At 67.3% G+C, this 21,269-nt stretch carries 17 protein-coding genes; 6 read left to right on the plus strand and 11 right to left on the minus strand.

Translation table 11 applies throughout. The features are described from left to right. The first annotated feature begins 25 nt into the window (after positions 1-25). Positions 26-1,168 carry a hypothetical protein gene (locus BR71_RS15695; RefSeq protein ID WP_043639562.1) on the plus strand — a complete coding sequence of 381 codons (1,143 nt, stop codon included), beginning with the start codon at positions 26-28 and terminating at the stop codon, positions 1,166-1,168. 36 nt (positions 1,169-1,204) lie between these two features. Further along, positions 1,205-2,002, plus strand: coding sequence for a hypothetical protein (locus tag BR71_RS15700; protein ID WP_052370678.1), 798 nt, complete (start codon positions 1,205-1,207; stop codon positions 2,000-2,002). 70 nt (positions 2,003-2,072) lie between these two features. Here BR71_RS15700 and BR71_RS15705 read toward each other — a convergent pair whose 3' ends face one another. The 4 genes from BR71_RS15705 to ptsP all read right to left on the minus strand — a co-directional run bounded on the left by BR71_RS15705 (position 2,073) and on the right by ptsP (position 8,364). Continuing rightward, positions 2,073-2,798 (minus strand): substrate-binding periplasmic protein, encoded by a 726-nt coding sequence (locus BR71_RS15705; protein WP_043639566.1) that lies wholly within the window; start codon positions 2,796-2,798, stop codon positions 2,073-2,075. 319 nt (positions 2,799-3,117) lie between these two features. Continuing rightward, positions 3,118-4,797 (minus strand): PTS fructose transporter subunit IIC, encoded by a 1,680-nt coding sequence (locus tag BR71_RS15710; RefSeq protein ID WP_043639570.1) that lies wholly within the window; start codon positions 4,795-4,797, stop codon positions 3,118-3,120. Positions 4,798-4,900: 103 nt separating this feature from the next. Beyond that, positions 4,901-5,848: a 1-phosphofructokinase gene (gene pfkB, locus BR71_RS15715; protein ID WP_043639576.1), complete on the minus strand. Its 948-nt coding sequence runs from the start codon at positions 5,846-5,848 to the stop codon at positions 4,901-4,903. Beyond that, on the minus strand, positions 5,845-8,364 hold the full coding sequence (ptsP, locus tag BR71_RS15720) for a phosphoenolpyruvate--protein phosphotransferase (protein WP_043639579.1): 2,520 nt from the start codon (positions 8,362-8,364) through the stop codon (positions 5,845-5,847). Before ptsP ends, pfkB begins: the two co-directional genes overlap by 4 nt. Positions 8,365-8,681: 317 nt before the next feature. Here ptsP and BR71_RS15725 point away from each other — a divergent pair, with 317 nt between their 5' ends. The 4 genes from BR71_RS15725 (at position 8,682) to BR71_RS15740 (ending at position 13,143) form a co-directional block, all read left to right on the plus strand. Then, positions 8,682-9,662: a LacI family DNA-binding transcriptional regulator gene (locus BR71_RS15725; protein WP_043590036.1), complete on the plus strand. Its 981-nt coding sequence runs from the start codon at positions 8,682-8,684 to the stop codon at positions 9,660-9,662. A 161-nt stretch (positions 9,663-9,823) separates the two neighbouring features. Beyond that, entirely contained in the window at positions 9,824-10,801 is a 978-nt protein-coding gene (locus tag BR71_RS15730; protein ID WP_043639582.1) for a helix-turn-helix domain-containing protein, read from the plus strand. A 163-nt stretch (positions 10,802-10,964) separates the two neighbouring features. Further along, the gene (locus BR71_RS15735; protein ID WP_043639585.1) at positions 10,965-12,188 is read left to right on the plus strand and encodes an MFS transporter; all 1,224 of its coding nucleotides are present in this window, start codon (positions 10,965-10,967) and stop codon (positions 12,186-12,188) included. A 61-nt stretch (positions 12,189-12,249) separates the two neighbouring features. Continuing rightward, positions 12,250-13,143 (plus strand): SphA family protein, encoded by an 894-nt coding sequence (locus BR71_RS15740; protein ID WP_043639589.1) that lies wholly within the window; start codon positions 12,250-12,252, stop codon positions 13,141-13,143. A gap of 51 nt (positions 13,144-13,194) precedes the next feature. Here the strand turns inward: BR71_RS15740 and BR71_RS15745 are convergent, their stop codons facing one another. From BR71_RS15745 to hpaH, 7 genes are all read right to left on the minus strand, one after another. Beyond that, positions 13,195-13,785 carry a cytochrome b gene (locus tag BR71_RS15745; RefSeq protein ID WP_244269652.1) on the minus strand — a complete coding sequence of 197 codons (591 nt, stop codon included), beginning with the start codon at positions 13,783-13,785 and terminating at the stop codon, positions 13,195-13,197. 226 nt (positions 13,786-14,011) lie between these two features. Next, positions 14,012-15,595 carry a GMC family oxidoreductase gene (locus BR71_RS15750; protein ID WP_043639594.1) on the minus strand — a complete coding sequence of 528 codons (1,584 nt, stop codon included), beginning with the start codon at positions 15,593-15,595 and terminating at the stop codon, positions 14,012-14,014. A gap of 136 nt (positions 15,596-15,731) precedes the next feature. After that, a complete protein-coding gene (locus BR71_RS15755; protein ID WP_043639597.1) occupies positions 15,732-16,652 on the minus strand; it encodes a p-hydroxyphenylacetate 3-hydroxylase reductase component in 921 nt (306 codons plus the stop codon). Between the two features lie 209 nt (positions 16,653-16,861). Continuing rightward, the gene (locus BR71_RS15760) at positions 16,862-18,031 is read right to left on the minus strand and encodes a p-hydroxyphenylacetate 3-hydroxylase oxygenase component (RefSeq protein WP_043639601.1); all 1,170 of its coding nucleotides are present in this window, start codon (positions 18,029-18,031) and stop codon (positions 16,862-16,864) included. A gap of 106 nt (positions 18,032-18,137) precedes the next feature. Continuing rightward, complete coding sequence (locus BR71_RS15765; protein ID WP_052370679.1) at positions 18,138-19,532, minus strand: MFS transporter; 1,395 nt, start codon at positions 19,530-19,532, stop codon at positions 18,138-18,140. Between the two features lie 102 nt (positions 19,533-19,634). Further along, a complete protein-coding gene (hpaI, locus tag BR71_RS15770; protein ID WP_043639605.1) occupies positions 19,635-20,438 on the minus strand; it encodes a 4-hydroxy-2-oxoheptanedioate aldolase in 804 nt (267 codons plus the stop codon). Between the two features lie 20 nt (positions 20,439-20,458). Next, on the minus strand, positions 20,459-21,262 hold the full coding sequence (hpaH, locus tag BR71_RS15775; protein WP_043639608.1) for a 2-oxo-hept-4-ene-1,7-dioate hydratase: 804 nt from the start codon (positions 21,260-21,262) through the stop codon (positions 20,459-20,461). Between the last annotated feature and the right edge of the window lie 7 nt (positions 21,263-21,269).

Here is a 21,269-nt window from a genome sequence, read left to right on the forward strand (position 1 = left end):
TTTCTAACCCTCATTGGAGTCCGTGATGACCCAAACCTCAGTTCGGCGTTCGCGCTGGCTATGCGGCCTGGCAGCCGCCGGCTTGCTGCTGACGCCGCCGGCGATGGCCGAAACCTTCGTGCCCGACACCCTGTTGAAGTCGGTGCTGTACCACAAGACCAAGAACCATGGCCAAGCCGATCTCAGCGGCGACAAGATTGCCGGGGCGTTTCTGAAAACGCCGGGCTCGGTTTATTCCGAACTCAACCCCCAGCCGCCCATCATCAATTCCATAGAGTGGAATAACGCGCTCAGCGATTTCAATCGCTACCACCGCGTCAATCTGACGCTGGACGATTCGGTGAAACTGTTCGCCAGCGAGATGGGCCTGAACAAAGCCTTGCCGGGCACGGACGTGGACCTCAATCGTCGTCGCGCCGGCTACCGCCAGGACGAGGACAGGCTGGTGCTGGCCAATGCCTTCAAGGCCGGGGTGGACGGAGACATCTTCTACAAGAGCCTGGATGTGTTCGGCTACGCTTACAGCACCATCGCCGCCAAGTTCGCGGTGGCGGCGCAGTTGCTGCGCGACGCGACGCAGAAAGTGCCGGCTGCCAAACAATTGCAGAACGGCATTCGCAAGGAGGTGCTGGACCGCTACCTGAGCAGCGCCACCACCGGCGTGAACAGCCTGTCCGAATACGACAAGCATTACTTGATGAACTTGCTGCACAACGAGGTGCGGCGCACCCGCTTCAACTCCGCCGGTTTCAAAAGCGGTCAGTTTCAGCCAGCCGCCCAGTTCCGCGTGGCGCGGCTGGCGGCGGCCTACCAGGACCGCAAGGGCTATCTGTTCGACTTCCCCTGCGCCAAGGACGGCAAGAATCTCTACCCGGAGAGCAGCGGCAAGCTGTGCTACGCCAATATGACCGACCAGAAGCTGAGCGGCTGGTATCGCCAGCTTTATCAGCAGCAAATGAAGCCGCATCCGCCGTCCGAGCAGGAGAGCAGCGGCTTCCAACGCCTGGCCAAACTGCTGTTGCCGATTGCCCTGCTGATGGAAGGCATGGCGGCGGCGGAGTTTTTCTCCACCTTGGAAGCGTCCGAGCTGGGGGCCGAGGCCGCCTTGACCGAAGAAGAAGTGGCGGCGACCGAGTCCGGTTACCTCAGCCGCTTCTGCCGGATTTGAGCATGATGTTCGAACAATGCGAACAGGAATGAAGACATGACTATGCGTATATTCAAGCAAGCGCGCGCGGCGGCCTGGACGGTTCTGGCGTTGGCGCTGTCCCAGGCGGCGCTGGCCGGCGCGACGGTGGACATCAGCAAGGTGACTGACAAGAACAGCCTGGTGCCGGGCGAACTGGTCAACGCGATGGAGTACCACGTCAACGGCGTCAGCGGCGCGGCCAAGGCCAACCCGCCGTCCTCGTCCAAGTTGAAGAACCTGGCGGCCAAATGGCGCGGGGCCACGGTAGCCCGTTTCGAGTACAGCTACAACGGCGGCACTCGCGTCTATAACGCGATGTCCGGCCAGGACACGGCGGATTTGCTTTACGAGGCCAATTCTGCCGGCCATCGGGCCTATCCCGGCTTCCTGCGGCAGAGCAGCGTGGAGAAAGCGGCCACCAATGTGAACGTGCCCAATGGCAAGCTGTCCGCCACCATAGGCCAGCAGGCGACGGATGCGGAGCTCAAGGCGCTGAAAACCTTTGAGAAGGACATTCTGGATGGCGCGGTGCCGCGCGGCGGGCGCATGGTGGGTTATATCTCGCAGGCGCCGTGCGCGTCTTGCGACAATGTGATCCGCCAGCAGCTGGCCAATCAGACCGATTACGTGTCCGACATCAAGATATCCTATCTGCCCAAGGCGGCGGAGGAGGCGGAGGGCAGCGCGGCGCGCGAGCTGGCGCACGAGTTCAACGGCCGCCGCTTGCAGTCCTTGAAGGACAATGTGATGTCCTTGCGCGGCAATGTGGCGGCCAGGCTGAACGTGGGCGGCGGCACCGCCGGCTGCTTGTAGACAAGATCAGGGCCCAGGCCCGGCTCGTTTCCCGCGGGAGACGGCCGGGCTTTTTCGCGTCCGCCGCCGCTCATTGCGGCCAGTGGTTGTAAATCGTTTGCAGTTTTCCGTTTTGCTGCAGCCGGGCCAGCGCGGCGTTGAATTGAGCGGCGCGGCTGTCGCCCTTGGCGAAGGCGACGAAGCGCGGCATTTCCACCAGCGGTTTGGACAGGACGCGCACATGCGGCAGCGCGCGCAGCTGGCGGGCGTAGTAGAGCAGTTGACCGCGATCGCCGACGATCAGGTCGATGCGGCCGGCCAGCAGCATCAGCAGCAGTTGTTCGGGGTTGCTGGCGCTGGTGTCGCGCTTGAGCGGCGCTTTATCAAAGGTGGATTCGTAGGCATAGCCGTGAACCTGTCCTATGGTCAGCGGCGCCAGGTCTGCCAGGGTGCTCCAGCTTTGCAGGCTGTTTTGTTTCAATACCATGAAGATGGTGCGGCCAGTGCGTATCGGACCGGCAAGTTCGTACTGGGCGCGCCGCTCGGCGGTGCCTGCGAACTGGAAAGCCATGTCCACATCCCCGTTGCCCAGCATTTGCTTGACGCGCTCCCAGGGGTAGAGGTGCAGTTGGTAGGGAATTCTGGCCTCGGCCATGACCGCCTGGACAATCTCCACGTCCAGCCCCTGAGGTTTGGCGCTGGCTTCGTTCTGGTAGCTGTAGGGCGCGAATTGAATGTCGCCGACAATGCGCCAAGCCTCTGGCTGGGCCGCCCAGGCCGTCCCGCAAAACAGCAGCATGCTCAACACACGCCTCATGGTTTCCCCCGCGTAGCGCCTTTCGTCGGTATAGCCAGAGCGGGGCGGGGCGGCAAGCCGGGCGGTTTTGGCAAGCGTCCCGTCGCGGCCATGCCGATGGCGGAGCCGGGGGACGAACTACGCATTGATCAGGCGTTCGAGCGCGCCTCGGCCTCGGTGTAGAGGGCTTTGGCCGGGTTGGCGCGTCCGCAGTCGGGGGCGTCTCTGTGCTGGTTCGTGATTCGCGTTGCATTGGCGCAACGCCATTGAAACCCGAATTGCAAAGCCCCTCCCGGCGATGACCGGGAGGGGCTCTTGTTTGCTAGATAGCGGGAGAGGCTCAGGCCGCGGCGGCCTGGGCGGGTTTCTTCAAGGCGCGCAGCGCAACCGCGGTGACGGCGGTGCCGGCCAGCAGCGCCAGCAGGTAGAGGCCCAGATGGCTGACGGCGTTGGGAATGGGCAGCACGAAGACGCCGCCGTGCGGCACTTTCAGCTCAACTCCGGCCAGCATGGAGATGGCGCCGGCCACGGCGGAGCCCAGCATCAGCGCCGGGATGACTCGCAGCGGATCGCGCGCGGCGAAGGGAATGGCGCCTTCGCTGATGAAGGCCAGGCCCAGCACGCCGGCGGCCTTGCCGGCCTCGCGTTCGTCTGCGCTGAAGCGGTCGGCGAACAGCTTGGTGGCCAGCGCGATGCCCAGCGGCGGCGTCATGCCGGCGGCCATGGCCGCGGCCATCGGCGTATACACCTGGCTGGCGATCAAGCCGGTGGAAAAGGCGTAGGCGGCTTTGTTGACCGGGCCGCCCATGTCGAAGGCCATCATCGAACCGATGATGGCGCCCAGCAGCAGCGCGCTGCTGCCTTGCAGGCTTTTCAGCGCCTCGGTCAGCATGCCCAACAAGGCGGCCACCGGGCCGCCGATCACGTAGATCATCAGCAGGCCCACCAGCAGCGAACCCAATACCGGCAGGATCAGCACTGGTTTAAGACCGTCCAGATTGCGGCCCAGCCGGATTTTTCGGTTCAGCCAGTCTGTGGCGTAGCCGGCGATGAAGCCGGCGATGATGCCGCCGAGGAAGCCCGAGCCCAGGCTGGCGGCCAGCATGCCGCCCACCATGCCGGGCGCGATGCCGGGACGGTTGGCGATGGAGTAAGCGATGTAGCCGGCGAGGATGGGCACCATCAGCGCGAAGGCGGATTTGGCGCCGATCTGGAACAGCGCCCAGGCCAGCGTGCCCTTGTGGGCGTCGTCGAAGGCGTAGATGCCGCCCAGAGCGAAGGCCAGCGCGATCATGATGCCGCCGGCGGTGACGAAGGGCAGCATGAAGGAGACGCCGGTCATCAGGTGCTTGTACGGACCGTTGCGCTCGCTGGCCGGTTTTTCCGGCGCGGCGTCGGCGGTGCCCGGCTGGTGGGGGGCGGCTTCGGCGATGGCGCGGCGCAGCAGCGCCTGGCCGTCGTTGATGGCGGCCTTGGTTCCGCTTTGGAACAGGCGTTTGCCCTTGAAGCGGCTGAGCTCCACCTGGGTGTCGGCAGCGATCAGCACCAGGTCGGCCTCGGCGATCTCGCCGGCGCTGAGCGCGCTTTGCGCGCCCACCGAACCCTGGGTTTCCACGCGGATGACGTGGCCCAGCGCCTGAGCCGCCTGGCTCAGGCCTTCCGCCGCCATGAAGGTGTGGGCGATGCCGGTGGGGCAGGAGGTGACGGCGACGATGCGCAAGGCGTCGGTTTGGGGCGCGTTCAGCGCCGCGGCTCGGCGGACGGCCTCGGCCGGATCGGCCAAGGCCTGGTCCAGGCTCAGGCGGAGCGCGGGCAGGCTGTCCAGGCGCGGATCGGCGGCGGCGCCGATCAAGAGCGCGGCCTGGGCCGCGGCGAGTTCGATTGAGGTCAGCGGCGGCGCGCCGTCCAGTTCCAGCTTAAGGGCATGTCCGTGCCGCTGGGCGGCCTGGCGCAGCGCTTCCGCGGCCAGCCGGCCCTGGGTGCTGCGCTCGCCGGCGTCGATGATGGCAATTAGGTTCATGGCGTTGTTTCCCTTGTGTTATTGGTTTGGAGCCGCGAGCAAGCCTGTGATGCCGCGTCGCCTCGGCTCATCCGCCGATGCGCGGCGGATCGTAAGCGGCCTCTTAATCCAGGCTTTGCAGCCGGACTTGAGCCGCCAATGCGCGCACCTGTTCCGGTGGCGGCAGGTGGGGGCCGACGCGCGCCAGTTTGGCGGCGGCGAAGGCAACCGCCAGCCGGGCTTCCGCCTCAAGCTCCAGCCCATCCAGCCGCGCCGCGGCCAGGCCGGCCACCAAGGCGTCGCCGGCTCCCACGGTGCTCAGCGGCTGTTGCGCCGGCAAGGAGGCCAGCAGCGAGCGGTCGCGGCTGGCGAACAGCGCGCCGTCCGCGCCCAGCGATACCACCACTTGTTCCACGCCGCGTTGCAGTAGCCCGCGCGCGCAGGCCAGCACCGCGGCGGTGTCGGGCAGGGCGCGGCCGGCCCAGAGCTCCAGTTCGTGACGATTGGGTTTGACGCAGTGAGGCGGAGCGTCCCCATCCAGAGCCTGGCTCAGCGCTTCTCCGCTGCTGTCCAGCAGCAGCCGCGCGCCCAGAGGCCGCAGCAACCGGCACAGCCGCAGATAGCTGTTGGCGGGCAGGCCGGGCGGCAAGCTGCCGCACAGCGCCACGATGTCGCCGGGGTTCAGCCGGGCGGCCAGCTCGGCGCCCACTTGCTCCAGCTGCGCTTCGCCGGCGGCGATGCCGGGCAGGTTGATGTCGGTGGTGTCGCCGCTGGAGAGGTCGGCCAGCTTGATGTTGACCCGGGTGTCGCCGGGCAGGCGCAGCATGTGGTCGGCGATGCGCTTGTCCAGGAACAATTGTTCGAAGGCTTCGCTGTTGTTGCGGCCCAGCAGGCCGAAAACGCTAACCGGCGCTCCCCAGTCAGCCAGGCAACTGGCCACGTTGACGCCCTTGCCGCCGGCGTTGCCGCTGGCGCTTTGCGCCAGGTTGACCGCGCCGGGGGTCAGCCGGGCCAGGGCGATGGTTTGGTCCAGCGCCGGATTAAGGGTGACGGTGTGGACGCGGGCGCTCATGTCAGCTCCCGCGCCAGCATGCGCACTTCATCGGCGCTGTCGCAGGCCAGCGCCTGCTGAGCCAGGTCGCGCAGCCGATCGTGGCCGTTGGCGCACAGCTTGGCTTTGACCGCGGCCACGTCGCGGGGGCTCATCGACAGCTCGGCCACGCCCAGGCCGGTCAGCAGCGCGGCGCCGAAGGGATCTCCGGCGATGCCGCCGCACACGCCCACCCAGCGTTGATGGCGGCCGGCGCCGGCCACGGTGTGCTGGATCAGGCGCAGCACGGCGGGATGCAGGCTGTCGGCCTCGGCGGCCAGTTCCGGGTGCTGGCGGTCCATCGCCAGCGTGTACTGGGTGAGGTCGTTGGTGCCGATGGAGAAGAAATCCACGTATTCGGCCAGTTGATCGGCCAGCAGGGCCGCGGCGGGCACTTCCACCATGATGCCGAGAGGCACCGCCGGGGCGTCCAGCTCGCGGCGTATGCCTTCGCACCAGCCCTTGAGCCGGGTGATTTCCTTCAGCGAGGTGATCATCGGGAACATGATGGACAGCGGCTGGCCGCCGCGGGCGGCGCGGTAGAGCGCGCGCAGCTGAGGTTCCAGCAGATCGCGGCGGCGCAGCAGCAGGCGTGAGCCGCGCATGCCGAGGAAGGGGTTTTCTTCGGCCGGCAGCTTCAGGTAATCCACCTGTTTGTCGCCGCCGATGTCCAGTGCGCGCACGATCAGCGGCCGTCCGTCCAGCGCGTCCAGCATGGCGCTGTAGGTGTGAAACTGCTCGTCTTCGCTTGGAGACTGTTCTCGTTCCAGAAACAGGAATTCGGTGCGCATCAGGCCCACGCCCTCGGCGCCGGCGTCCAGCGCGGCGGCCACCTGGTCAGGGCGGTTGATGTTGGCGGCGATTTCCACGCGGTGGCCGTCCGGGGTGATGGCCGGGCGCTGCCGCTGTTCCGCCTGTTGCTGCTGGGTGCGCTGCTGGGCCTGCAGCCAATCGCGGGCCGAGGCCAGGTCCTGCTCGCCGGGGTTCAGGTAGAGCCGGCCGCCTACGCCGTCCAGGATGGCCGGCGTGCCGTCGGCGATGTCCAGCAAGGCCGGGCCGCCGGCCACCAGCGCCGGCAGCCCCAGGGTGCGGGCCAGGATGGCGGTGTGCGAAGTGGGGCCGCCTTGGGCGGTGGCCAGCGCGCGGATGCGGCCGGTGTCCAGGGTGGCGGTGTCGGAGGGGGTGAGGTCGGCGGCCAGCAGAATGCAGTCGTCGCCGTCGATGTCGGCCAGGGTGGCGCTGTTCAGCGCCGGGTCCAGCTGGCGCAGCACGCGGCGGCCCACGTCGCGGAGGTCGGCTGCGCGCGCCGCCAGCAGCGGGTTGCCCAGCGCGGCCAGCCGTTCCGCCATGCGTTCCACCGCTTGGTGCCAGGCCCATTCCACGCCGTGGCCGCCCACCATCAGCTGGCAGGTCAGGGTGATCAGATCGGTGTCGGACAACAGTTCGGCCTGGGCGTGGAAAATGCCGGCTTCGGCCTTGCCCAGCCTGCTGGCGGTGGCCGCGGCCAGCTCGGATAGTTCGGCGCGGGTGGCGCTTAGCGCCTCGTGCAGACGGTCGCCGCCTTCTCCCAGCGCCACTGGGCGGTCCGGCACTTTGAGCTGGCCGGCGTGCAGCACGCGCACCACGCCGATGGCGAGGCCGGGGCTGGCGGCGACGCCGGCGATGGACAAGGGATGGCCGGGCGGGATCCAGCCCTGTTGCGCCGCCAGCAGTTGCGCTTTTTGCGCGGCGAGCGCGGCGTCGGTCTGTTCCTGGGCCGAGGCGTCGCGCATCGCGGACAACAGGGCGGCCAGGGCGGCGGCGGCGTCGGGGCCTTGGGCGGATACGGTGATGGTGTCGCCGTGGCGCAGGCCCAGTTGCAACAGGCTGATCAGGTTCTTGGCGTCGGCGGTGTCCTGGCCGTGGCGCACTTGCAGCTGGGCGGCGTGGCGGCGCGCGGCCTCCACCCATTGCGCGGCAGGGCGCGCGTGCAGGCCGTTGGGGTAGTCGACTATCCATTGCGCGCGCTCGGCCAGATCAGCCGCGGCGGCTTCGCCGGCAGCGGCCGGCGGCGTCTCTTCCAGCAAGGCCTGCACCTGGGCGGCGTCCCTTGCGTTGAATAGTTGTTCGAGCCGGACTTCGTCTTGCAGCAGCCGGGTCAAACGGCGCAGCAGGGTGATGTGTTCGTCGGATTGGGCGGCGATGGCGAACAGCAGCCGGGTGCGCTGGCCGGGGTTCCATTCCAGACCGTCCGGAATCTGCACGATGGCGATGCCGGTGCGGCGGATCAACTGGCGGTCTTCCACCATGCCGTGAGGGATGGCCAGGCCGTTGCCCAGAAAGGTGTTGGCCACCGCTTCGCGTCGCAGCAGGCTGTCGATGTAGGCAGGGTCTATGCAGCCGGCGTCGGCCAGCAACTGCCCGGCCAGGCGGATGGCCGCCTCTTTGTCGGCGGGCTGACAGCCCAGCCGGATCAGTTCTGGCTGGATCAGGGAGGAGGGCGATCCGGTATCGTGCATGTCGGTCTCTTCTGTCGGTTCAGGTGGCTGCGGGGTGTTTGTAACCTCTTCAAGTTCCGCCGCGCGGCCGGGGGCCGGCGCGGAGTCGAACAGGCTCTGTATAGCGGATCGGCTCGCGCCCGCCAGCTGTCTTTGCGGAGGGGGTGGCCGTTCGTGTGTTGAGTGAATTGAAAACGATTACATTTTTACTGTCAACATGCTCGTAGCACTGGCGCTACATCTTTGTGCTGTCTCAAGCGACAGTGTTGTAAAATTACGCTTTGGGGGTATGCTTGCGTAAACGTAATTCCGATTATGGCGAGAGAAAACGATTTCATATGACGGTCAGCATCAAAGATGTGGCGCAGGCGGCCGGCGTGTCGGTGGCCACCGTGTCGCGGGCTCTGGCCAAGGGCCCGGTCAGCGCGGCGTTGAAGGCCAAGGTGGAGGCGGCTATCGCCGCCACCGGTTATCGCCCCAATCTGTCGGCGCGGCGCTTGCGCTCGCGGCACAGCGACACCATCGGCCTGATCGTGTCCGATATCCGCAATCCCTTCTTCACCGCGGTCAGCCGCGCGGTGGAGGATGTGGCCTACCAGGCCGGCATGCGGGTGATTCTGTGCAACACCGACGAAAACCCGGACAAGGAGGCGATGTACCTCAGGTTGATGCAGGAGGAGCGCGTCACCGGAGTGATCTTCGCGGCCACCCGCGCCACGGCTGAGACGCTGGACGCCGAGGCGCTGGGTTTTCCCGTGGTGTTGATCGACCGGGCCGCGCCCGGCGGCGCGGCCGATGCGGTGGTGCTGGATAACGCCGCCGCCGCCGGCCTGTTGGTCAGCCATTTGCGCGAGCAGGGCCATAGCCGCATCGGCGGGTTGTTCGGCAATACCAGCAGTACCGGAGCGGAACGACACGCGGGCTTCGCCGCCGCGTTGGCGGAGGCCGGGCTGGCCGCGCCGGCGCGTTTCGTCGCGCCCACGGCCGAGGCGGCGCAGCAGGCGGTGTCTGCCTGGCTGGCCGAGGCCGAGGCGCCACGGGCGCTGGTGATCAGCAACGGCCTGCTGCTGCTGGGCGCGATGCGCGCGGTGCGCGCGCTGGGCCTGGAACTGCCGCGGCAGCTGGCGCTGGCCGGTTTCGACAACGACAGTTGGACGGAGCTGGCCGGACCGGGGCTGACGGTGATAGAGCAGCCGGTGGACGAGATCGGCCGCGCGGCGATGGCGATGTTGCTGGAGCGCCTGGAGCAGCCGCAGCGCTCAACGCGCAAAGTGGTGCTGACCGGCCGGCTAGTGGTCCGGGGCTCCAGCTTGGCCTAGCGCTGGCTTCAGCCGCTGTGGCGGAGGCGAGACAGGGGCGCGCCCGGCCCGGCCGGGGTCCGCGGGTTTGATTTTTAATGTATTAAATGTTGTGCCATGATTTGCCGATGCCGTTTCAGCCATCGCCGCCCAGCCGGGCGGCCGCTAGGAGGAGGCCTGTCATGGATACGCGTTTCACCGGCGACATTCACCTTTCCACCCGCCAGGCGGCGGACGGCGACAAGCTGGATTTTTGGCTGAGCGAGGTGGACCGCTTACTGGTCCGGGTGGAGTGCGACCGCCGCCCGGAAGAGCGGCTGGAGGCTTCGCTGGACTGGCAGGACTTCGGCTTGCTGCGCATGGCCACGATACGCGCCAACCAGCACGCGGTGACGCGCAGCGGGCATAGCCTGAGCCGGGACGGCCGGGACTCCATCTTTGCCTGCCTGATGCTGCAGGGCGAGGGCTTCAGCCATCAGGGCGTGGAGTGCGCCCGCCACGGCCCGGGCGACGTGGTGTTGTACGATACCGCGCGCCCTTACGGCCACGGCTTTCCGGCCGATATGGCGATGGCGGTGCTGGACATTCCGCGGCCCTTGTTCCAGGAGCAGGTGGGCGTGTGGAACGAGCGCGGTCTGGTGCGCATTGAACGCGCCGCAGGCATGGACGCCTTGGCGGCCCACCGCTTGCTGAGCGGCGGCGCGGCCGCGCGGCGGCATTTGGCCAGCCAGTTGCTGGAGTGGCTGCACTCCTTGTGGAGCGCGCGTCAGGGTTTGCCTGCTTCCCGATCCACCTTGTGCAGTCTGTGGCGGGCAAAGGCCTATATCGAACGGCATCTGGCCGAGGACGATCTGGACTGCGAACGCATCAGCCGCGCGGTGGGGGTGTCCGCGCGCCAATTGGCCCGCATCTTCGAACAGGAAGGCGAATCGGTGACGCGCCATCTGTGGGGCCGTCGGCTGGAACGTTGCCGGGTCGACCTGGCCGATCCGGCCTTGCGCCACCTATCGGTCAGCGAACTGGCTTTCCGTTGGGGCTTCAACCACATTGCCCATTTCTGTCGAAGCTATAAACGCCGCTACGGTGAAACGCCGAGCCAGACCCGGGCCGAAGCCTTGGCCGCGCGCGTCCTTTCCAGACAACAAGACTGTCCTCATTAGGCAAATTTCACGCTCTCCCCATCGTTAGAGTGGACGGGTCCGCCGCGCTTCCGGGCATGGCTGACGCCCACCTAATAAAGAGGAGACATCATCATGCACACACGAATGGGCGGTTCGCCGCCGGGCGGCCGCACGCGCGCCGCTGGCGAAAGAGAGGCCCGCCATGCGCCTCTCCTATGAAAACAAATTGCTGGCCATCCTGGCGCTAAGCTTCGGTTTCGTGTTTTTCGATCGGCTGGCGCTGTCCTTTCTCTTTCCCTTCATGGCGGCCGAACTGCGCTTGACTCCCGCGCATCTGGGCATGCTGGCGTCGGCCTTGGCGCTGACCTGGTCCTTGTCCGGCCTGGGTCTGGGGGCATGGTCGGACCGGCGCGGCGTGAAAAAGCCGATGCTGGTGGCGGCGGTGCTGGCGTTCTCGTTGTTTTCCGCCGCTTCCGGCCTGGTGGCCGGTTTCCTGTCCTTGCTGCTGTTCCGCGCGTTGATGGGGGTGGCGGAAGGGCCGGTGCTACCCATTTCCCAATCGCTGCTGGCGGCGGCGTCCACGCCGGCGAGGCGCGGTTTCAATATGGGCATCGTCAACGGCTCGGCGCCGGGCCTGCTGGGCGCTGTGCTGGGCCCGCCGCTGCTGGTGGCGCTGGCCGAGACCCACGGCTGGCGCGCCGCCTTCTACCTGTCGTGTCTGCCCGGGCTGCTGATCGCCTGGCTGGTTTGGCGGCATGTGCGCGAGCCGGCGCCCGCGCCGATGCCGGCAGGCCGGGGCGGCGGCTTCGTCTCGTTGCTGGGCGAGCGCAACATTCTGCTGTGCGTGCTGATCGCCTGCAGCTACATCACCTGGTTCATCATCCTGATCTCCTTCACGCCCACCTTTCTGATTCAGGTCAAGGGCATGAGCCCGCAGGCGATGGGAGCGGTGATGAGCAGCCTGGGCTTCGCCTGGGTGGCGTGGGGCGCGCTGGTGCCGGCGATTTCCGACCGCATCGGCCGCAAGCCGGCGATGGTGGGGTTTTCCTTGATCGCCGCCTGCTGCCCCTTGGTGTTGCTCAACGTGGACCGCATGGCCTGGCTGCTGCCGCTGGTGTTTCTCAGCTACACCGGCTTGGGCTGCTTCACCCTGTTCATGGCCACGATTCCGGCGGAAACGGTGTCGCCGCGGCGCATCGCCACCGCGCTGGGCATGATCATGGGAGTGGGCGAACTGGCCGGAGGCTTTGTCGCGCCCACGGTGGCCGGCTTCGCCGCGGACCGCTACGGCCTGTCCATCGTGATGTGGATCGCCATGGCGGGCGCCCTGTTGCCGGCGTTGCTGTCCTTGGGCCTGCGCGAAACCGCGCCGCTGCGGCTGAAGCCGAGCGGAGCCGTGCCGGAAGCCGACCGGGCGCCGACCTGAGCGCCATTCTCATTGCGCGTCCCGCTGCGCCGGGACGCCGCACTCCCTGACGGAGAACATCATGCACAAGACTTTGATCAATACGCTGGCCGGGCTGTCGGCGGCGTTGGCCTGTGTAACGGCTCAGGCCACCCAGTCCGGCGCGGACACCATCGGCGCCGGCGCCGAGGGCTTTCTTGCCGGCGCGCTGCCGCCGGCCGGTTGGTACGGCGTGTTCTATTACACCCATTATCAGGCTAAGCGTTTCAACGACGATGCCGGCAACGCTTCCGTGCCGGGCTTCAAACTGCAGGCCGACGTGTTGGTGCCGCGGCTGCTGTATATGTCCGACCGGACCTTGTGGGGCGGGCGGTTGGGCGGTTTCGCGCTGGCGCCGCTGCCCAGCTTGAGCCTGGACGCGGGCGGTGGGCATGAGCGCCGCAGCGGTCTGGGCGACGCGGTGCTGGGGCCGGTGCTGGCCTGGGGCGATGCCGGGCCGCTGCATACGGTCTTGGCGGCCGACATCGTGCTGCCCACCGGCAGTTATGATCGCGATCGGATGTTGAACCTGGGGGCCAATCATTACTCGCTGCGGCCGGTGTTCGCCTTTTCCTATCTGCCGGCGTCCGGCTGGGAGCTCTCGTCCAAGATCAGCTACACCTTCAACGGCAAGAACCGGGACATCGATTACCAGTCCGGCCAGCAGTTCCATTTCGACTACTCGCTGAGCTACGCGGCCGGCCCGGCCTGGCGGCTGGGGCTGAACGGCTATTTCATCAAGCAGACCACGGATGATACCCAGCATGGTCAGGCGGTGGCGGGCAACGGCTTTCGCGGCCAGGCTTTCGCCATCGGTCCGGCGCTGCGCTATCAGTTCGACAAGGCCGGCTTGGAGCTGAGGTGGCTGAAGGAGTTCGAAGTGCGAAACCGGCCGGAGGGCGATGCCTTGTGGCTCAAGCTGGTGTTGCCTTTGTAGCGGAAGGGATTGATGCGGGAGGAAGTGCCGGGCGCGTGCGCCCGGCACTTTTTATTTGGAGACGCGCAGTGGCCCGATTAGCCGGGTCAGAGTGTTGTCCTTGACGATGAAGTGGTGCCATAACGCCGCGGCCGCATGCAGGATGGCCAGCCACATGAGAGCGTTGCCCAGCCATTCGTGAGCTTCCTTGAGATCGTGCGAGATATCCGGCATGGGGGGGAGCAGCAAGGGCAGAGGAAAACCAAAGAAGTCTATATTTTTGCCGGCGGCTTGGATAAAGGCGATGCCCAGCAGCGGCAATGCCAGCATCAGCGCGTAGAGCGACCAGTGGCCTGCCTTGGCGGCCAAAGCCGCCAGCCGGCCCGGCTGGGGGGTGATGGCGGGCGACGGATTGCCCGCACGCCAGATCAGGCGAGGAAACAGCAATAACAAGACGAGTAGTCCGGCCTGAACATGGGCGTATTTGACGCTGTCGCGCAGCGGCGTGCCCTTGGGGAAAATCCCTTTGGCTTCAATGAAAATCAGCGCGGCAATGACGCCTAAAGCGCCTAGCCAGTGCAGCGCGCGGGAAACCGCGCCATAGCGTTGAGAAGTATTGCGCAGCATGAGGAATGTCCTTGCATGGGGTAATGCGTGCAGCATGGAATGCAAAGCTTATGCGAAGCTTAAGAACCTGTTTACGCTCTCTCGAGCCAAGGCGAAAACAGGTTCTGAGAAATCAGAATAGATCATGAACAAGTTCTAATGATTTTTTGGCAAGGTCTGGGAGGCGAAGCCACGGCTCAATCTAGCCGGCGCAGCACGGTTTGTGTCGGAGGCGGCTTTGCTGCCGGCCGCCCCCGTCGGAACAGGGGCTTACGGTGGCGGCTTACTGGCCGGAGAGCATGAATTCCGCGCAGCGCTCGGCGATCATCACCACCGGCGCATTGGTGTTGCCGGAGACGATGGAGGGCATCACCGAGGCGTCGCAAACCCGCAGACCGGTCACGCCCTTGACGCGCAGCCGCGGGTCCACCACCGCGTCGTCGTCGCCGCCCATGCGGCAGGTGCCGACCGGGTGATAGACGGTTTTGGCGAATTGGCGGATGTGCTGCTCCAGCCTCGCGTCGTCGGCGTGCTCCGCCGGCGAGGGCAGCAGTTCTTCGGAGATCAGCCGGCGCATCGACGGCGTCCGCAGAATGCGACGCGCCAGTTTGACGCCGCGAAGCAGGCAGGTGATATCCTCCGCCTCGCGCAGCGCGCCGCTGTCGAAGCGCAGCGGCGCGGCCGGGTCGGCGCCGGCCAGCGCGACGCTGCCGCGCGACTTGGGGCGCAGCAGGCAGGGGTTGATGGAAATGCCGTGGCCGGGCAGCGGCTCGCGATCCACGTCGCCCACCAAGGTGGGCAGCACATGAAACTGAATGTCCGGCCGGCCGCCGCCGCCGGTGTCGACGAAACCGCCGGATTCCACCACGTTGGAGCTCAGCAAACCGGTGCGGAACAACTGCCATTGCAGGCCGTGGCGCAGCGCGGTCAGGCCGCGGTCCTGGCCCAACAGGCTGATGGGCGCTCGGGCGCGGCCGTAGACCGACACTTCCAGATGGTCCTGGTAGTTGGCGCCCACTTCCGGCGCGTCGCGCAGCACGGCGACGCCGTGTTCGCGCAACTGCGCGGCGGGGCCGATGCCGGACAGCATCAGCAGTTTGGGGCTGGACAGCGCGCCGGCGCACAGCACGATCTCCGCCGTGGCGCGCGCGCGCTGGAGGCCGCCGGCGTCGCGCCATTCCACCTGACAGGCTCGGCGGCCGTCGAACCCGATTTTTTGCACATAGCAACCGGTGCGCAGGTCCAGTTCGGACCGTTGCCGGACCGCTGCCAGATAGGTGGCGGCGGTGCTGCCGCGCTGTCCGTCGAAAGTGGTGGTGTGGTAGAAGCCGACGCCGGCCTGTTCGCGGCCGTTGAAGTCGTCGTTGTAGGCCAGGCCGATTTCCTGAGCGCCCTGGACGAAGGCCAGGCTCAGCGGATGACGGTAGCGGGTGTCGCTGACTTTCAGCGGCCCGTCCACGCCGTGGTAGGGCTCGGACAAGCGCATATGGCTTTCCGCCTTCTTGAAGGCGGGCAGCACCCGCGCCCAGTCCCAACCCTCGCAGCCCTGAGCGGCCCAGTCGTCGTAGTCGGCGGCCTGGCCGCGGATGTAGACCATGGCGTTGACCGAACTGCCGCCGCCCAGAGTGCGTCCCTGAGGCACGAAGATGCGCCTGCCGGCGGCTTCCGGCTGTGGCTCGCTGCGGTAGGTGACGGTGCGTTCGCTGCCCAGCACCTTGATGAAGGCCGCCGGCATGTGGATGTAGGGACTGTTGTCCGGCGGGCCGTCTTCCAGCAGCAGCACGCGTTTGCCGGCTTCGATCAGCCTATGGGTCAGCACGCAGCCGGCGGAGCCGGCTCCGATGAGGATGTAGTCGTAGTCGCGCATGAAGTCTCCCTTGTTGTGGCGCCGGCCTTCTTCTTTTGAGGATGGGCGGCTGCTCCAGCATAGGGCGGCCGCGCGCGGCGGCCTTGACCGGGCGCGCCCGCGGTCTTGACCGCCGCGGACGCGCCGGCCGGGAGATTCAGCCTTGGCGGATCAGCGCGCGCAGCACGCGCTTGCAGGCGGCCAGATCCTGTTCGCCCAGCCCAGCCAGGATCTCCCGCTGTTGCTGCCCGGCGATGCGCCACAGCGTGGCGGCTTGTTCGCGGCCGGCCTCGCTGAGGCGATAGCCGGCGGCGTCGCGGGTCAGCAATCCCTTGCGGCGCAACTCGGCCTCGGCCAGTTCTATCGCCTCCGGCGGCATTGCCGCCTCGCGCTGCAGCGCGCAGCCATCCAGCCCCGCTTGCTGTTCCAGCACCAGCAGCAGCCGCGCTTCGCCGCCGCTCAGGCCGGTGGCGAGTTGGCGCGGCCGGTAACTGGCCTGGTAGGCTTGCAGCGCCTGGGTCAGCAGATAGAGCAGGTTGTCGCCCAGCCAGCCGGGCTGGGGTTCCGCGGCCGCGGCCGGCCGAGCGCGCGGGAGCGCGGCGGCGTACATGCCCTGGTGGTAGAGCAGCGGCGCGGCGCCGCAGTCGTCGAAGGCCTCGACCAAACCCAGCAGAATCCAGTGGTCGCCGCCGTCCAGCCGCTGATGCAGCCGGCAATGGAAGCGGGCGGCGCAGCCGTCCAGCAGCGGTGCGCCGCCTAGGCCGGTTTCCGGTTCCAGGCCGGCGAATTTGTCCGAGGCGGCGCGGGCGAAGCGGTTGGACAGCTCAATCTGGTCGGCGGCCAGCACGTGAACGGCGAAGTGGCCTGCCTGGTTGAACACCGCGTTGCTGGCGGAGCGCTTGTCCAGGCTCCACAGCACCAGCGGCGGGTCCAGCGAGACGGAGTTGAAGCTGTTGGCGGTGACGCCGGCGCGTTCGCCGTCCGGCGTGGAGGCGGTGACGACGGTGACGCCGGTGGCGAAGTTGCCGAGCGCGCGGCGCAGCGCGCGCGCGTCGTGGGCAGGGGCAGGTGCGTTCATGGCGTATCCTCAAGGCCGCCCGGTGCGGGGCCGGAACGGCGCGGGTGGGAGAGGCTAGAGGGACGGTAGAACCTGTTCAAGGTCTTGCGAGCTAGAGCGAGACAAGACGAAAGCGGTTGAGAAAGCGGAATGCACAAGTGGTACATGAGCCTTTCGAAGCCGTTTTTAACGCCGTATCGCGCGAAGCGCAGCAGACTTTAAACAAGCTCTTAGACCATGGAGGGGTCCGGCTCCAGCCCCAGCAGCGAACGTCCCAGGATCTGGGCGCAGACGTCGTAGTCGGTATAGGCGTGGGCGCCAGTCATATGGGCGTCGCGGAACAGCCGCTGCGCTTCGTTTTCCAGCCGCCAACAGTTGCCGCCCATGGATTCGAACAAACGGTCCACCGCCTGGATGCACATCTTCACCGCATAGGCTTGGTTGGTGCGCCAGAAGGCCAGCGTTTCCGCCGTGGGGTAGCGCTGGGCCGCGCCGTGCTCGGCGTGATCGCGCCAGCTGGCTTCCAGCAAGGCGCGCGCGGCCAGCACTTGGTGAGTGGATTCGGCCAGCCTCATATAGGCTGGCAGCGCGGCGCCCACTTGGGCGCCGGTGTAGGCGCGGATGCGGTTGTGGCTGCGTTCCTTGAAGACTTGCAGCATGCGCTCGGCCACGCCCAGGCTGATGGCGGCGAAGCCGCTGGCGAAGTAGGGCCGGTAGGGCGCGTAGAAAATCTTGCTGTCCGGGTACAGGCCGAAGCCGGCGGAGCGGCCTTCCATCATGTCCTTGGCGGCTTCTATCCGGTGTTCCGGCACGAAGACCTTGTCCACCAGCAGCGTCTTGGTGCCGCTGCCTTGCATGCCGGCGGCGTGCCAGTCGTCGCGTATCTGGTAATCGGCGCGCGGCACCACGCCAAAGCAGTATTGCGGTTCGCCGTCCGGGCCGGGGCGGCGAAAGCCCAGTATCGCCCACTCAGCGTGGTCGCAGCCGCTGCTCCAGCCCATTTCACCGCTGAGCAGCACGCCGCCGTCCACGGCTTCGGCCCGGCCCAGCGGCGCGATGCTGCTACTGGCGGTGGCGTCGCGGTCCTTGCCCCAGACCTCCTCTTGCAGCCGGGCGGAGAACAGCGCGATCTGGTGACTGTGGGTGGCCAGCAGGCTGGCCGCCCAAGCGGTGCTGGCGCAGGCGCCGGCCAGCGCCGCCACGCAGTCCGCGAATTCCGGCAGGCTGATTTCCTTGCCGCCGTAAGGCTTGGGCTGGAAGGCGCGGTGAAAGCCTATGCTTTTCAACAGCGCGATGTTTTCCGCCGGCACGGTGCGTTCGCGTTCCGCCTGCTCCGCATTGGCGGCGATGGCGGGCAGAATGGGGAGCAGGGTTTCCAGCAAGGGATTGGGGTGGCGCATGGCGGTCTCCTGGGTGCGTGGTGGCGCTGGACAATAATGAATACCTTCATCGAATTTGCATTATGGATAGCGATACCACGCACTGGAATGCACCTTCCAAGCTGTCTTAGGTACTTTTCATAGAATTTGCGCGCATGGCTGAGGGGGCGGATCCACGCCAGCATATCGGGGAGGCGGCCTGTTCGGCTTCGTGCTCCGGTCCCAGCGGGATGTCGCGACGGTCGCGCAGCAGCAGCGTGGCGGCGAGGCCGATCAGCGTCATGCCGCTCAGATAGGCGGTCACCGCGGCGGTGGAGCCGGTCTGGGCTATCAGAGCCTTGGCTATCATCGGCGCGAAGGCGCCGCCGAGAATGGCGCCCAGCGCGTAGGAGATGGATACGCCGGAAAAGCGCACCGAGGCGGGGAACAGCTCCGCGTAGAAGGCCGATTGCGCGCCGTAGGTCAGGCCGGTGCCCACGGACAACAGGCACAGCGCCAGCAGCACCGCCGGCAAGCCGGCGCTGTTGACCAGCGGGAACAGCATCAGCACGCCGGCCAGCTGCACGCCGAAGCCTATGATGTAGATGCGGCGGCGGCCGATGCGGTCCGACCAGACGCCGGCCAGCCAGGTGAAGGCCATCCAGCAGGCGGAAGCGAAGGCGACGGCCAGCAGCACCGGGGTGCGCTCCATGCGCAGCGCGCCGGCGGGGTCAGTGGTGTAGTTTTGGATGAAGCCGCCTGTGGTCATGTAACCGACGGCGCTGTTGCCGGCGAACACCAGCGCGGCCAGCAGCACCAGCGACGCGTGGCGGCGGAACAGGTCCAGCACCGGAGTGCGCGAACCGGCTTTGCGCGCCTTGATCTCTTCGAAGACAGGGCTTTCCTCCACCGAGCGGCGCACCCATTGGCCGATGAACAGCAACACGACGCTGAACAGGAAGGGCATGCGCCAGCCCCATTCCAGGAAGGCGTCGCCGGGGGAGATCACCCCGCTCATCAGGGCGAACACGCCGGAAGCCAGCAGCAAGCCCAGCGGCACGCCAATCTGCGGGAAGGCGCCGTAGCGACCGCGCTGACCGCGCGGCGCGTGTTCCACCGCCATCAACACCGCGCCGCCCCATTCGCCGCCGGCGGAGATGCCTTGCAGGATGCGCAGCAGGATCAGCGCGAGCGGCGCCAGCAGGCCGGCGGATTCATAGGTGGGCAGCAGGCCGATCAGCGCGGTGGAGGCGCCCATCAGCACCAGGGTCAGCACCAGCATCGCGCGCCGGCCAAGCCGGTCGCCGTAGTGACCGGCGAGAAAGGCGCCCAGCGGCCGGAACAGGAAGCTGACGCCGACCGAGGCGAAGGCGATCAGCGTGGCGGAGCGTTCGCCGGCCGGAGCGAAGAACAGCTTATTGAACACCAGGCCGGCGGCGCTGGCGTAGATGAAGAAGTCGTACCATTCGATGGCGGTGCCGATCACGGTGGCGTAGGCGACTTTGCGCGCGGTCGCGCTTGAGCGAGCGGGGGTGTGACTCATCTTTGTTCTCCTCGGGGGCGGAGCCGGAGCCGACTCCGGGCGGCGCTTTGTTCTTGTGTGGTCGCCGCTTTGGGTGTGGCGGGCCGTGCGGCCCGCCGTGGGTCAGTAGGCGGATGGGGATGCCGGCAGGTCGGGCGTTTGGCTGCGGAAGGCCGCGGCCAGCGCTTCGGCGCGGCGCGCCAGCAAGGTGGTGTCGACGCCGACGGCGACGAAACGGGCTCCCAGTTCCAGCAGACGGCGCGCTTCGGCTTCGTCGGCCATCAGGATGCCGGCGGCCTTGCCTTGGGCGCGGATGCGGCGGATGGCGTCGTCCATCGCCGCGCGCACGTCCGGGTGGTCCGGCCGGCCCGGATGCCCCATGTCGGCGGCCAGGTCGGCGGGGCCGATGAAGACACCGTCCACGCCGTCGGTGGCGGCAATGCCTTCCAGCGCGGCCAGAGCCTGCCGGGTTTCCACCTGAACCAGCACGCAGATTTCGCTGTCGGCCCGCGTCAGGTAATCCGGAACGCGGTTCCAGCGCGAGGCGCGCGCCAGCGCGCTGCCCACGCCGCGAATGCCGCGCGGCGGGTAGCGGGTGGCCGCCACCGCCCGCGCCGCTTCGTCGGCGTTTTGCACCATGGGCAGCATCAGCGTTTGCGCGCCGATGTCCAGCAAGCGCTTGATGCGCACCGGGTCGTTGCTGGCGGCGCGCACAATGGGGTGGCAGGGGTAGGGGGCGATGGCCTGCAGTTGCAGCAGCACGTCGTTCAGTTCATTGGGCGCGTGTTCGCCGTCTATCAACAACCAGTCGAAACCGGCGCCGGCCAGCAGTTCGGCGCTATAGGGGCTGGCCAGGCCCAGCCACAGGCCGATCTGGCTGCGGCCGTCCCGCAGCGCGGCTTTGAATGGGTTGGCGGGGAGTTGCATGGCGGTTCCTCTTGAGGGGGTCAGACGAAGCGGCAGCTGATCGCGCCCAGCGGGCCGTAGTCGACATGGAAGGTGTCGCCGGCGCGCGCCGGCACAGGCCGGGTGAAGGAGCCTGCCAGAATCACCTGGCCGGCCTTGAGCTCGACGTCGAACGGCGCCAGTTTGTTGGCCAGCCAGGCCACGCCGTTGGCCGGGTGATTGAGCACCGCGGCGGCGACGCCGGATTCCTCGATCACGCCGTTGCGGTACATCAGCGCCGCCACCCAGCGCAGGTCCAGCTCGCGCGGGCGGATGGGCCGGCCGCCCAGCACCACGCCGGCGTTGGCGGCGTTGTCGGCGATGGTGTCGAACACCTTGCGCGGGCGCTGGCTGTCCGGGTCTATGGACTGGCTGCGCGCGTCGATGATTTCCAGCGCCGGAATCACGTACTCGGCCGCGTCGTAGACGTCGAACAGCGTGGCGCCGGGGCCGGACAGCGGCCGGCCCAGGATGAAGGCCAGCTCCACTTCCACCCGCGGCACGATGAAGCGGGTCACCGGAATATCGGCGCCGTCATTGAAGAACATATCGTCCAGCAGCGCGCCGTAGTCGGGCTCGTCTATCTGAGAGGACATCTGCATGGCGCGGGAAGTCAGGCCTATCTTGTGGCCCTTGAGCTTGCGGCCTTCCGCCAGCTTCATTTCCACCCAGCAGCGTTGTATGGCGTAGGCGTCCTCTATGGTGATCTCGGGGTGTTCCAGCGAGAGCTGGCGGATCTGCCTGCGTTCGCGCTCGGCGTCGTGCAAGCGGCGCGCGGCGGCGCGGATCTGGTCTTGGCTCAGCATGCGGGCT

Origin of the sequence: Chromobacterium haemolyticum DSM 19808 (assembly GCF_000711885.1) — a bacterium.
Classification (GTDB): domain Bacteria; phylum Pseudomonadota; class Gammaproteobacteria; order Burkholderiales; family Chromobacteriaceae; genus Chromobacterium; species Chromobacterium haemolyticum.